This is a genomic window from Chelatococcus sp. CO-6 (assembly GCF_001271345.1).
GTDB lineage: Bacteria > Pseudomonadota > Alphaproteobacteria > Rhizobiales > Beijerinckiaceae > Chelatococcus_A > Chelatococcus_A caeni.
The window spans coordinates 1091078-1103861 of sequence record NZ_CP012398.1; the positions used below are offsets into that span (position 1 = coordinate 1091078).

The following is a 12784-nucleotide window of genomic DNA, read 5'->3' on the forward strand; positions in this document are numbered from 1 at the left end:
GTTTTGCGGCGTCAGCGCATGACGAAGGGGTTCGGCACCTCACCGCTGGTGTCGATCCAGACGCTCTTCTCCTGCAGGTATTCGCGCACGGCGCTGAGGCCGCTTTCGCGCCCGATGCCGGAGCGCTTGTAGCCGCCGAAGGGCGACATGTAGCTGACGGCCCGGTAGGTGTTGACCCAGACGGTGCCCGCTTCGAGCCGCTCCGCCATGGTGAGCGCCCGTCCGATGCTCTGCGTCCAGACGCCGGCGGCGAGCCCGTACAGGGTGCCGTTGGCGATGGCGATCGCCTCTTCGTCGTCGTCGAAGGGGATGATCGAGAGGACGGGCCCGAACACCTCCTCCTGCGCGATGCGCATGGTGGGCTTCACATGGGTAAAGATGGTCGGCTCGACGAACCAGCCCTTGCCGCATTCCGGCCGGGTCGCGGGCGTGCCGCCGAGCACGCAGCGCGCGCCTTCCGCCTTCGCGATCTCGATATATTCGAGCACCTTGGCGTGCTGAGGACGCGTGGTGACCGGGCCGACCTGGGTGGCCTCGTCAAGAGGATCGCCCATGCGCGCAGTCTTCGCCACGGCGAGCAGGCGCTCCACGAAATCGTCGTGCAGCGAGCGGTGCACCAGGGCGCGGGAGCCTGCGATGCAGGTCTGCCCCGTCGCGGCGAAGATGCCGGAGACGACGCCCTTGACGGCGTTGTCGATCTCGGCGTCCTCGAAGACGATATTGGCCGACTTGCCGCCGAGTTCGAGCGTCACGGGCTTGATGGAGCGGGCGGCGAGTTCGTAGACGCTCTGGCCGGTGCGGTCGCCGCCCGTGAAGGCGACCTTGGCGACGCGGGGATGCGCGACGAGCCGCTCGCCGATCTCGTTGCCGAAGCCGGTGACGATATTGACGACGCCGGGCGGGAACCCCGCCTCCTCGAACAGCCGCCCGAATTCGAGCGCCGACGCCGACGAGAACTCGGACGGCTTCCAGACGACCGTGTTGCCGGCAGCGAGGGCCGGCGCCAGCTTCCAGGCCGCGAGCATCAGCGGCGAATTCCAGGGGGTGATGGCGGCGACGACGCCAAGCGGCTCCTCACGCGTGAAGTTGAAGACGCCGGGCTTGTCGATCGGGATGACACGGCCCTCGAGTTTGTCCGCGAGGCCGCCGAAATAGTAGAACCACTGCGGGATGTAGCGCAGCTGGCCGCGCATCTCCGTGATGAGCTTGCCGTTGTCGCGGGTCTCGATCTCGGCGAGACGCTCGGCCTCTGCCGCGACGAGATCGCCGAGCCTGCGCAGCAGCGCCCCGCGGGCGCTCGCGCTGATGCGCCGCCAGGCGGGATCGGCGAAGGCGGCGGCCGCTGCCGCGACCGCCTTGTCCACATCGGCCGGCGTGCCGCGCGGAATGCGGGCCCAGGCCTCCCCGGAAAACGGGCTCTCGGTCTCGAAGGTTTCTCCCCCGGCAGCCTCGATCCAGGCGCCGCCGACCAGCATCCGATAGGTCTTCACGCTCCCACACTCCTCTGCCGCTATTTCGCCCCGTCGATCTCGGCGAAGATCTCGCGCGCCGTGCGGAAGGCATCCACGCCGGCCGGCACGCCGCAATAGATCGTCACCTGCAGCAGCACCTCGCGGATTTCCTCACGGGTGACGCCGTTCCGCAACGCCCCCTTGAGATGCATCCTGAGCTCATGCGGGCGGTTGAGCGCGCTCAGCATGGCGAGATTGAGCATGCTGCGCGTCCGGCGGTCGAGGCCCTCGCGGCCCCAGACGGCGCCCCAGCAATATTCGGTGACGAGTTCCTGCTGCGGCATGTTGAAATCGTCGGCCGCGGCGAAGGATTTCTCGACGAACTCCTTGCCGAGGACGGATTTGCGGATCTCGAGGCCGCGGTCAAAAACGTCCCTGCTCATGCGCTGTCTCCTGTTGGGGGAAGGAACCGCGGCCGCCCTCGGTGAACGACCGCGGGTGAAATCTATTTCTTCGACCAGAAGGCCTTGGCCATGGCGAGATCGGGCGGATAGACCGTCACCGGCAGGCCGTCCTGCCACTGCACGATGGTGAAGCTCGCATCGACGCGGCGGCCCTTGTCGTCGAATTTCATGCGGCCGCCCGGGAAGTATTTCGTCGGGCCGGACGTCAGGTCCATGCTGCGCAGGGCCTCGGCCACGGCCTCCTTGTCGGCCTTGCCGGCCAGCTCGAGCGCTTCCTTGATGATCCACATGTCGCCGTAGGTCGAGATGGCGTTCTGCGTCATCCAGGGCTCGTCATATTTGTTGCGAAGCTCCTCGATGAGCGCCTCGTGCCCCTTGGAGCCCCAGTTGCCGACGACGGTCATCACGCCCTGCAGAAGCTCCGGGCTCATGTTCTTCAGAAGGTCCGGCTCGGCGACGGCGATGCCGAAGGAGATGACCGGGATGCGCGCCTGGGCGAGGCCGAATTCGTTCATCTTCTCGAGAAGGAGCTTGGCATCCGAGATCACGGTCGGCAGGAAGAAGAGCATGTCGGGACGCGTGGCGCGCACGCGCTGCACGAGCGGCGTCGCATCGGCGAGCGGCGGCGTCCATGTCTCGTCGACGACGAGTTCGAGGCCATACTGCTTGAGCAGCCGCTCCTTCATCGGCTTCACCGAGGCGACGGAAGCGGCGGTGTTGTCGGTGATGATGGCCACCGTCTTCGGCCGCTCGCCGGAGGTCGCCTCGGCGAGCTTCATGATCTCGGGCAGCGCTGTCTCGGCCTGCGCCGCCGCGGTCGCCGAGGTCTGGAAGACATATTTGAAGCCGCGCTCGGTGATGAGGTCGGAATAGGACAGCGTCAGCACCGGCAGGTGCGCCCGCTCCGTCACCTCGGTGACGGCGAGGGTGAAGGAGCTGAGATAGGCGGCGCTCGCCGCCACGAGGTCGCCCTCCTGCGCCACCATGCGCTGGGCGGCGTTCTTGGCCTTCTCGGTGCTGTCGCCGGCATCGATCTGCACGAGCTTCAGCTTGGCGCCGCCGAGCGCCTTGATGCCGCCCGCGGCATTGATGTGCTCGACCGCCATCTCGGCGCCCATGCGCATCACCTGGCCGGGCCGGCTGTAGATGCCCGAGAGCGGCACGAGCAGGCCCACCTTCACCTCGGCGGGCTGCTGCGCCGCGGCCTCGCCGGTGATCGCGGATGCCGCAAGAGCAAGCCCGGCGGCCAGCACGGCGCGGCGGCTCGCACCACACGTCTTCGTGTTCATGATTGTCCCTCCCTGGATGATGGTCTTGCTTGCGCCGGGCACCCTCAGGCCTTGGGCCAGAACGGCTGCGCCGTGGCGAGATCGGGCGGATAGACGGTGACGGGCACGCCGTCCTGCCACTGCACGATGGTGATGCCGGCGCCGATGCGCCGGCCCCGCTCGTCGAATTTCAGGATGCCGCCCGGGTAGTACCGCGACGGTGCGCCATCGAGGTTGCGCAGCGCCTCGGCAACGGCGAGGCGATCGGCCTTGCCGGCCTTTTCCAGCGCCTCCTTGAACAGCCACATATCGCCATAGGTCGAGATGGCGTTCTGCGTCATCCAGGGCTCGCCGTACTTGGCCTTCAGCTCCGCCATCAGCGCCTCCTGGCCCTTCGAGCCCCAGTTGGCGACGATGGTCATGAGGCCCTGCACCACCTCCGGCGTCACGCTCTGCAGCATGTCGGGCTCGGCCACCGTGATCGAGAAGGAGATCGTCGGGATGCGCCCCTGCCCGAGGCCGAACTCGCTCAGCTTCTCGAGGCCGAGCTTTGCGTCGGACACGGCGTTCGGCATGAAGAGGAGAAGATCAGGACGCGCCGAGCGGACGCGCTGGACGAGCGGCGTCGCATCGGCGAGCGGCGGCGTCCAGACCTCATCGAAGAGGAGTTCGAGGCCGAGCTCGTCGAGCAGCTTCTCCTTGATGGCCTTGGCGGTGGCGACGGAGGTCGCCGTGTTGTCCATGACGATGCCGACCGTCTTCGGCCGCTTGCCGGACGCCGACTGGGCGAGCTTCATCAGTTCCGGCAGCCCCATGGCGGATTGCGCGCCTGCGGTCGCCGCGGTCTGGAAGATGAACTTGAAGCCGCGTTCCGTGAGCAGGTCCGAGTAGGACAGCGTCACCACCGGCAGCTGCGCCCGCTCCGTGACCTCCGTCACCGCAAGCGTGAAGGAGCTGAGATAGGAGCCTGTGGCGCCGACGAGGTCCGGCTCCTGCGCCACCATGCGCTGCGCTGCGTTCTTGGCCTTCTCCGTCGTGTCGCCGCAGTCGATGGTCACCAGCCGCAGCCTGGCGCCGCCGAGCGCCTTGATGCCGCCCTGTGCGTTGATGTGCTCGATGCCCATCTGCGCGCCCATGCGCATGACCGTGCCGGGCCGCGTGTAGAGGCCGGACAACGGCACGATGAGGCCGATCTTCACCTCGGCCGGCTGCTGCGCCCGCGCCGCGCCGGCAACCCCGAAAGCCGCGGCCGTCGCGATGAGGCCGCGCCTCGTCAACGATCCCTTGCTGTGCATCCCGTCCTCCCCTTTTTTCCCGTTCCCGCCTTTGCGGCGGCTGTTGTCGTCACATGCCGAGATAGGCCTGCCGGACACGGTCATCGGCGCGCAGCGTCGCGTTGGTGCCTTCCAGCACCACGCGCCCCGTCTCCAGCACGTAGCCGTAGTCGGCCGTCTCCAGCGCCTCCGCGACCCGCTGCTCGACGAGCAGGATCGTGAGGTTCGTCTGGCGGCGGATGTCGATGAGCCGCTCGAAGATGAAGTCGGCCATCGCCGGCGCGAGGCCCATGGACGGCTCGTCGAGCATCAGCAGCTTGGGCGCCGAGGCGAGCCCGCGCCCGATGGCGAGCATCTGCTGCTGGCCGCCCGACAGGGTGCCCGCCGGCTGGTGGCGGCGCTCGGCGAGCACCGGCATCAGGGTCAGGATCATGTCGAGGTTGGACCGCCAGGCGCGCCGGCCCGCCGCCGTGTAGGCGCCCATCTCGAGGTTCTCCATCACGGTCAGCGACGGGAACACCTGGCGGCCTTCCGGCACGTGGGCGATGCCGAGATGCGCGCGCGCCGACGGCGGCACGCTCATGAGGTCCTGCCCGTCGAAGACGAGCCGCCCCGCCGACGGAATGACGATGCCGGAGATCGTCTTGAACAGGGTCGTCTTTCCGGCCCCGTTCGGGCCGACGATGGCGACGAACTGCCCGGCGGCCACCTCGATCGAGACGCCCTTGAGGACCGGCAGCACCGAATAGGCCGCGTCGAGGCGATCAATTGTGAGCATAGGCGCCCCATTTCTTGCCGAGATAGGCTTCGACCACCTGCGGATCGCGCGTGACCGCCTCCGGCTCGCCGTCGACGAGCACGGCGCCGTGGTCGAGCACGAGGAAGTGGTCGACGAGGCGGACCATGGCCTGCATCGTGTGCTCGATGATGACGATGGTGGTGCCTTCGTCCGCCAGCCTGCGGATGACGGCGATGACATCGTCGACCTCGCCGTGGCCGAGGCCTGCGAGCGTTTCGTCGAGCAGCAGGATCTCGGGCTGCCCGGCGAGCGCCCGGGCGATCTCCATTAGGCGGAGCTGCCGCGTGGCGAGGCCGCCGGCGATCTCGTCCGCATGGTCGGCGAGCCCGACCCGGCGGATCGCGTCGGCCGCGAGCCTGCGAGCCTCCTCGTCGGTCGCCGCCTTGACGAAGGCGCCGACGAGCACGTTATCCGCCACCGTCATGCGCTGGAACGGGCGCATGATCTGGAAGGTGCGGCCCATGCCCATGGCGCACAGCTGGTGAGGCTTGCGACCGACGATGTTGCGGCCGTTGAGCAGCACTTCCCCCGTATCCGGCACCAGGAAGCCGTTGAGCAGGTTGAAGACGGTGGTCTTGCCCGCCCCGTTCGGGCCGATGATGCCGAGGATCATGCCCTTGCGGACCTGGAAGCTGACGTCCTGCACGGCCTTCAGGCCCCCGAAGGACTTGGAGAGACCCTTCACGTCGAGGATGACCTCGTCCCCGACCGTGCGGCGCGGGCGCTGCGCCGACCAGGCAACGACATTCTCCGGCGACGGCGGCGGAGCCTCGGCCGCCGCAGCCGGCGCCCGCTTGAAGAAGCGGTCGCGCAGCGTCCAGAACAGGCCCTCGGGGGCGGCGATCATCACCGCGATGATGGCGCAGCCGTAGATCACGCCCTGGATGCCGGGCACCCAGGCGCCGAGTTCGGCATGCAGCGTCTCGCTGACCGGAATGAGGATGAGCGCGCCGATCACCGGGCCCCAGACCGTGCCGACACCGCCGAACATGGCGACCGTCAGGGCCTGCGCCGAGACGAGCATGCCGAACACCGCGATCGGCGTGACCACGAGGAGGACGACGGCGTAGAAGCCGCCGATGCCGCCCGCGATCATGCCGCTGAGGGCGATGGCGCGCAGCTTCCAGCCGAGCGTGTCGATGCCGGCGGCATCCGCCGCTGCCTCGTTCTGCTTGATCGCCATGAGGGCGAGGCCGAAGCGCGAGCGCTCGACCCTTCGGGTGACGAGCATGACGAGAACGAGGATGACGAGCGCGATGAAGGTGTAGATGCGCCCGTCCGAGAACTGCATGTAGGCTGCCGGATGCACCCGCTCCATGGGGAGCGAGACCTCCTGGTAGCCGAGCCACTCGAAGACGTAGAGCAGCGCCAGCGGATAGGCGAGCATGGCGAGGGCGAAATAGTGCCCCCTCAGCCGGAAGGTCGGCAGGCCGACGACGAGGCCGGCAATGCCGCCCAGCACGGCCGCGATGGGGATCGAAATCCAGGGCGAGAGGCCGAAATAGTTCTGCGCCAGCGCGACCGTATAGGCGCCGAGGCCGAAGAAGGCCGCATGGCCGAACGAGACGAGGCCCGTATAGCCGCTGAGCAGGTTCCACGACAGGCCCATCGTCGCCCAGACGAGGACCAGCGTCATCATGAGCTGGTAGTAGGAGTTGGTGACGGTGAGCGATAGCGCCGCATAGACGACGGCGAAGACGAGGATCGCGAGGAGAGAGCGGTCTTGCCTCATGTCACGTCCTCTCCACGACGCGGCCGAAGAACCCTTGCGGCCTCAGGAAGACGATCAGCAGGAACATCACGAAGATCGCGGTGTTCTGGAGCTGCGTCGGCAGGACGAGCGTCGACATCTGCTGCACAAGGCCGATGGTCATGCCGCCCCAGAAGGCGCCCATGATGCTGCCCATGCCGCCGAGCACGACGCCGGCATACATGACGATGACGTATTCGAGCCCGACGAAGGGGTGGAACGGATAGGTCGTGGCGAGCAGGCCGCCCGCCACCGCCGTGATGGCGACGCCGAGCCCGAAGGCGACGCGGTGCGCGCGGTCGACGTCGATGCCCATGTAGGTCGCCGCCACGGGATTGTCGGCCGAGGCGCGCAACGCCTTGCCGAGACGCGAATGCGTGATGACGAGCGCGATGCCGGCAATCACCACCCCCGATATCAGGGCGGCGATGCCGCGGGACTTGTTGATGAAGACGCTGACGAAGTCGCCCCAGAAGGGCCCGAGCTCCCAGGCGCTGATCGACAGCGGCGTGCGGATCGACACGGGCATGGAGCCGAAGGCGATGAGCGCGCCGTTCTGCAGGATGAGCGCGATGCCGAGCGTCAGGACGAGCTGGGCGTAATGGCCCTCGCCGTCGAGGCCGAGCGTGCGCGTTCCCGTCACCTGCGAGATCAGCGCCCGGTGAATGCCGTAGCCGACGACGAACAGCAGCGGCCCGGCGAGCACCGCCGCCACATAGGGCCCGAAGCCGTTGCCGAAGAGCACGTGGATGCCGAGCGCCGTGAAGATATAGTAGGCGGCGTACATGCCCAGCATCATGAAGTCGCCGTGGGCGAAGTTGATCACGCGCATGACGCCGAAGATGAGCGCCAGCCCGACGCACATAAGCCCATAGAGCGAGCCGACGAGCACGCCGGCGACGAGCGCCTGCAGGATGTTCTCGATGATCTGGGGCGCGGTCACGGGCCTGTCCTCCGCATCCGGTGCCCGCTGGCGCCCACGCGCCAGACTGTCGACATGACTGAAGCGTGCATCGCGCCACGTTCCTCCCGGTTCTTCCAGCCGCTTGGGCGGCTCTCTTTGGCCGGCGCCCCAGCGCCGGAATTGGCTTATTCGGCGGCCGACAGAGGTTCGGCACGCCGCTTGGCTTCGCCCCTCGGAGCGCACAGCACGAGCAGGCGCCCGGCATCGGCGATTGCGTCGAGATCGTCCACGAAGGCCTCGATCTCGCGCGCCCGGCGCTCGCCGAGCACGGCACCGGCCGCCTCGCGAAAGCGCCGGCGCACGTCGTCGGCCGTCGCATGCACCACGTCCTCGAGCCGCCGGGCGATCCGCCTGCCGTCGGCAAGGCCGAGGACGACCTCGGCCCCCTGCGCGGCCGGGAAGGCGGCGGTGAGCGCCGCGTCTTCCGAGAGGCGCGTCACCGACACGAGGCGCATGATCTCCGCGTCGGCGAGACGGGCGTAGTTCGCCTCCTCGATCGCCCCCCGCGCGAGGGCGGCGGCAACGCCGAACTGGATGCTCATCTTGGCCTGCAGCGGCCGCTCGTACGGGCCAGCGAAGTCGCAGCCCGGATAGCGCAGCGCCGCCCTGGTCACCCGGATCGACACGGATCGGACGGCCTCGGAGCCGGCACCCGCCTCTTGCAGCGCCGCGACCGCGGCCTGGCATGGCGTCTGGGCGAAATTGCAGGCCGGAACGGGCTTGTTGTAGACGTCGAGGATCTCGAAATGCCCATCCGCGAACAGCTCGATCCCGTCCGGCGGCAGCCTGCGGGCGAAGGCCGCGAAGAGGCCGGCCTCGCCCTCGAGAATGTCGGGCGACGCGAAGGCGCCCGCTTCCGCCAGTTCCACCGCCGTGACGGTATTGCGGGCGGCGAAGGCGGGCTGGAAATACATCTCGCTGCCGCCGTGATGCGGCCATTGGTTCAAGCCGCCGACGGTATTCGCCGCGAGCGAGAGGGCCGAGGTCGCCTGTTCGGCGTCGAAATCGAGGAGCCGGGCCGCCGCGAGCGAGGCGCCCAGCGGCGCGGTGAGCCCCGTCGGCCGGAAGAGACGGGCGAGATCGGCGTCGAACAGCGCGCGGCCGATCCTGCAGCCGGCTTCATAACCGATCACGGCGGCCCTGAGGAGATCGCCCCCCGAGACGGGCCGGCGCTGCGCCAGGGCGAGCAGCACCGGCCAGACGACGACGCCGTGGTGGCTGATGCTGCCGGCATGCATGTCCTCGCGCACCAGCCCGTGCCCGAGCGTGGCATTGACGAAGGCCGCATCGCGCGGCCAGGCGACATGATCGAAGCCGACGACATGGGCGCCCGTCCCGGTCGCCTTCGTCACCGCGAGCGCCTGCCGGCTCCACGGCAGGTCGCGCGCCTCGAAGGCACAGGACATGAAATCGATGAGGCATGTCCTCGCCTTCGCCGCAACGGCCTCCGGCAGGGGCCCGCCCGCAGCATCCAGCGCCCGGCGCGCCAGCCGGCCGGCAAGGGATTGGTGTTTCGCGGACGCGGTCATGGCGGCCCTCGCGCTCGATGCTCAGCCCCGGATTTCGACGCCGGCCCACTCCTCGACCACCTTGGCGATGGAGGTGAAGTCGGAGTCCGGGCCGAATTTGGCGTTGGTGACGGCCAGCATCTGCCGGACGATGGCGCCGGCGACCATCGGCACGCCCATCGCCTCGGCCTCGTCGATGCACAGGCGCACGTCCTTGTAGGAAAGCCCCGTCGCAAAGCCGAAGTCGAAGGTGCGGGTCAGGATGGCGCGCGGGAACTTGTCCTGGGTGGCGCTGTTGCGGCCCGTGCTAGCATTGAGGATGTCGATGAGGACCTTGGGGTCGATGCCGGCCTTGACCCCCATCACGACGGCCTCCGAGGAGACCACGAGCGCCGCGGCGGCGAGGAGGTTGTTGGCGAGCTTGGCCGTCTGCGCGAGGCCCGGCTTCTCGCCGGTATAGAACAGCCGCCCGAAGATCTTGAGGATGGGCTCGAGCGTCTCGTAGGTCTCCCGCGGGCAGGACACCATGACCGCGAGCGTGCCGTTCCTGGCACCGGCGATTCCGCCGCTCACGGGGGCATCGACGCCGATCTTGCCGCTCTTCGCGAGGCCCTCTGCGAGGAGCTTGGCCGTCCGCGGCCCGCTGGTCGACAGGTCCACCACGGTCCGCGCGCGGCTGCCGGAGGCGATCCCGCCCTCGCCCAGCACAACCGCCCTGACGATGTCCGGCGTCGGCAGGCTGACGAAGACGATGTCGGCGCGGGATGCGAGATCGGACGGCGAGGATGCGGCCCGCGCACCCTGGCCGACGGCCGCCTCGAGGGCGGCACCGTTCGCGTCGAAGACGCATACCTCGTAGCCGGCCTCGACGAGCCGGCCGCTCATGGGGCCGCCCATGCGGCCAAGACCAACGAACCCAAGCACCTGTGCCGCCACGCGACGCTCTCCCTGCAGAGAGCCCCGGAGCGCAGGAGCGCGGCGGGGCTTCCTCGATGTCGGGAGAACTATGAAGCGGTGCCCGTGCGAGCGGCAGAACGATCCGCGTCATAACAGAAATAGCATTTGGAGCACGGCCATGCCGCGTCCGGTACCCGTGGACGATCATGCTCGCGGCATCTAGGAACCCGCACGCAACGTCTCGACGCGGTCCGCCACCAGCCCGGGACGTGCCCTCGAAAATCGCGCCTATGTTGGAATGAGCCCGAGGCCTTCGATGTGGTGCGCGAAGGCCTCGACGAATTCCACGGCGACGGGCGACGGGCTTCGATGGGGCGGAAACACCGCCGCGAAGTCGAAGTCGATGCGCGGCAGGAAGGGGCGGGCGACGACGCCGCGCGAGGCGTATTCGGCCGCGGTGAAGGGATCGCAGATGGACACGCCGAGGCCCGAGGCGACGAGCCCGCACATGATCTCCGACAGGGCGGTCTCCACGCGCAGGACGCGGGAGACCCCCGCCTTGGCGAAGATGTTGTCGATGAGGTGCCGGCCGGAGCTGCTCGGCGTGAGCGAGATGAAGGTCTCGCCCTCGAAATCCCGCGGCTCGAGGACGGCCCTGCTCTCGAGCCGATGCCCCCGGGGCAGCACGGCGACCCGCGCCAGGGCCGGCATGCGGCTCATCGGCAGGCCGGAATGGGCGATCGGCACCTCGGCGAAGCCGACGTCGCACTGCAGGTTCAGGACCCAGTCGACGACGATCGGCGAGATCACGCCGAACAGCGCGAAGCTGAGATTGGGCCGCTCGAGCAGGAAGCCGCCCGAGAAGCGCGGCAGGAAGCCGTTGGCGAGCGCCGGCAGGGCGGCGACGCGCAGCATGCCCGTGCGGCGCGTGCGGATCTCTTCGGCCGCCGCGAGGATGCGGTCGAGGCCGAGGAAGGAGCGCTCCACCTCCGCATAGAGGGCGCTGGCGGCGGCCGTGGGAACGAGGCCGCTCCCCTTCTTCTCGAACAGCCGCATGTTCAGGGACGACTGCAGGTCGCGCAGCATGCGGCTGATCGCCGGCTGCGTCACGCCCATCACCGCGGCGGCCGCCGTGACGCTGCCCGACAGCATCACGGCGCGGAACGCCTCCACCTGCCTCAGATTGATCCGCGCCATCGCGTTCTCGATCATAACATTCGTTTATAACAAAGATATCATTATGAATTTGACGATCAATCCGCTTCTTTGGAAGGATTTGAGGGCACTCAGGACGCGGGTGAGACAGAAAAAGCCGCCCCCCCTGCGTCCTGGCCAACAGGGGAATCAAAGCTCATGCACCGCTCACAGCTGATCGCCGCGGCCAGTCTCGCGGCAACGATGGCGTTCGCCCCGCCCGCTTTCGCGCAGGAGAAAGTGCTTTATGTCGCCGGCTACGGCGGCTCCTTCGAAAAGACCATGCGCGACGAGGTCATCCCGCAGTTCGAGAAGGAGCACGGCGTCAAGGTCCAGTACGTCGCCGGCAATTCGACCGATACGCTCGCCAAGCTCCAGGCGCAGAAGGGCAACCAGCAGATCGACGTCGCCATCGTCGACGACGGGCCGATGTATCAGGCGATCGAGCTCGGCTTCTGCGGCCGCATCGCGGACCTGCCTGCGGCCGATCTCTACGACGCGGCGCGCTTCAAGGACGACCGGGCGGTGGCTATCGGCCTTGTCGCCACGGGCCTCGTCTACAACAAGGATCTGTTCGCCGAGAAGGGCTGGAGCGCCCCGGCGTCCTGGGACGACCTCAAGGATCCGAAGTTCAAGAACCTCATCGTCATCCCGCCGATCAACAACACCTACGGCCTTTACACGCTGCTCATGTTCGCCCGCATGAACGGCGGCGGCGAGGACGACATCGAGCCGGGCTTCAAGGCGATGAAGGAGGTCAACGCCAACGTCCTCGCCTACGAGCCCTCGCCGGGCAAGATGACCGAGCTCTTCCAGTCGGGGCAGGCGGCGCTCGCCGTCTGGGGCACCGGCCGGGCGCAGTCCTTCGCCAATACGGGCTTCCCCGTCGACTTCATCTATCCCAAGGAAGGCGCCGTCACGCTGCTCGCCTCGGCCTGCCCGATCGAGAAGCCGGGCGCCTCGCCCCTCGCCTCGGCATTCGTCAAGGCGCTGCTGAAGCCGGAGCTGCAGCTCGTGCTGCTCAGGGACTACGGCTACGGCCCGGTCAACAGGAACGTCGAGGTGCCCGCCGAGCTCGGGCGGATGGCGCCCATCGGCGAGCGGGTGAAGGCGCTCTACAATCCCGACTGGGCGCGCATCAATCCCAAGCGCGAGGAGTGGACCAAGCGCTGGAACCGCGAGGTCGAGCGCTGACCCTCCGGCTGCGCGGCATCC

11 protein-coding genes are annotated in these 12784 nt (G+C 68.3%); 1 reads left to right on the forward strand and 10 read right to left on the reverse strand.

Going from position 1 to position 12784, the window contains the following annotated elements; genetic code table 11:
* Positions 1–11: 11 nt before the first annotated feature.
* From AL346_RS05175 to AL346_RS05220, 10 genes are all read right to left on the reverse strand, one after another.
* Positions 12–1490: an aldehyde dehydrogenase gene (locus AL346_RS05175; protein WP_019403376.1), complete on the reverse strand. Its 1479-nt coding sequence runs from the start codon at positions 1488–1490 to the stop codon at positions 12–14.
* Positions 1491–1510: 20 nt separating this feature from the next.
* Entirely contained in the window at positions 1511–1894 is a 384-nt protein-coding gene (locus AL346_RS05180) for a carboxymuconolactone decarboxylase family protein (protein WP_019403375.1), read from the reverse strand.
* A gap of 62 nt (positions 1895–1956) precedes the next feature.
* Positions 1957–3204 (reverse strand): ABC transporter substrate-binding protein, encoded by a 1248-nt coding sequence (locus AL346_RS05185; protein ID WP_019403374.1) that lies wholly within the window; start codon positions 3202–3204, stop codon positions 1957–1959.
* A 44-nt stretch (positions 3205–3248) separates the two neighbouring features.
* Complete coding sequence (locus AL346_RS05190) at positions 3249–4478, reverse strand: ABC transporter substrate-binding protein (protein WP_019403373.1); 1230 nt, start codon at positions 4476–4478, stop codon at positions 3249–3251.
* Between the two features lie 49 nt (positions 4479–4527).
* Positions 4528–5235, reverse strand: coding sequence for an ABC transporter ATP-binding protein (locus AL346_RS05195; protein WP_019403372.1), 708 nt, complete (start codon positions 5233–5235; stop codon positions 4528–4530).
* The gene (locus tag AL346_RS05200) at positions 5222–6988 is read right to left on the reverse strand and encodes an ATP-binding cassette domain-containing protein (protein WP_019403371.1); all 1767 of its coding nucleotides are present in this window, start codon (positions 6986–6988) and stop codon (positions 5222–5224) included. Before AL346_RS05200 ends, AL346_RS05195 begins: the two co-directional genes overlap by 14 nt.
* Position 6989: 1 nt before the next feature.
* Entirely contained in the window at positions 6990–7949 is a 960-nt protein-coding gene (locus AL346_RS05205) for a branched-chain amino acid ABC transporter permease (RefSeq protein WP_019403370.1), read from the reverse strand.
* A 146-nt stretch (positions 7950–8095) separates the two neighbouring features.
* On the reverse strand, positions 8096–9499 hold the full coding sequence (locus AL346_RS05210; RefSeq protein WP_019403369.1) for an MmgE/PrpD family protein: 1404 nt from the start codon (positions 9497–9499) through the stop codon (positions 8096–8098).
* A 21-nt stretch (positions 9500–9520) separates the two neighbouring features.
* Positions 9521–10414 (reverse strand): NAD(P)-dependent oxidoreductase, encoded by an 894-nt coding sequence (locus AL346_RS05215; protein WP_026015339.1) that lies wholly within the window; start codon positions 10412–10414, stop codon positions 9521–9523.
* A gap of 249 nt (positions 10415–10663) precedes the next feature.
* Entirely contained in the window at positions 10664–11572 is a 909-nt protein-coding gene (locus AL346_RS05220; protein ID WP_053194028.1) for a LysR substrate-binding domain-containing protein, read from the reverse strand.
* 156 nt (positions 11573–11728) lie between these two features.
* Between AL346_RS05220 and AL346_RS05225 the strand changes: the two genes are divergently transcribed.
* Entirely contained in the window at positions 11729–12763 is a 1035-nt protein-coding gene (locus AL346_RS05225) for an ABC transporter substrate-binding protein (RefSeq protein ID WP_019403366.1), read from the forward strand.
* Positions 12764–12784 lie beyond the last annotated feature (21 nt).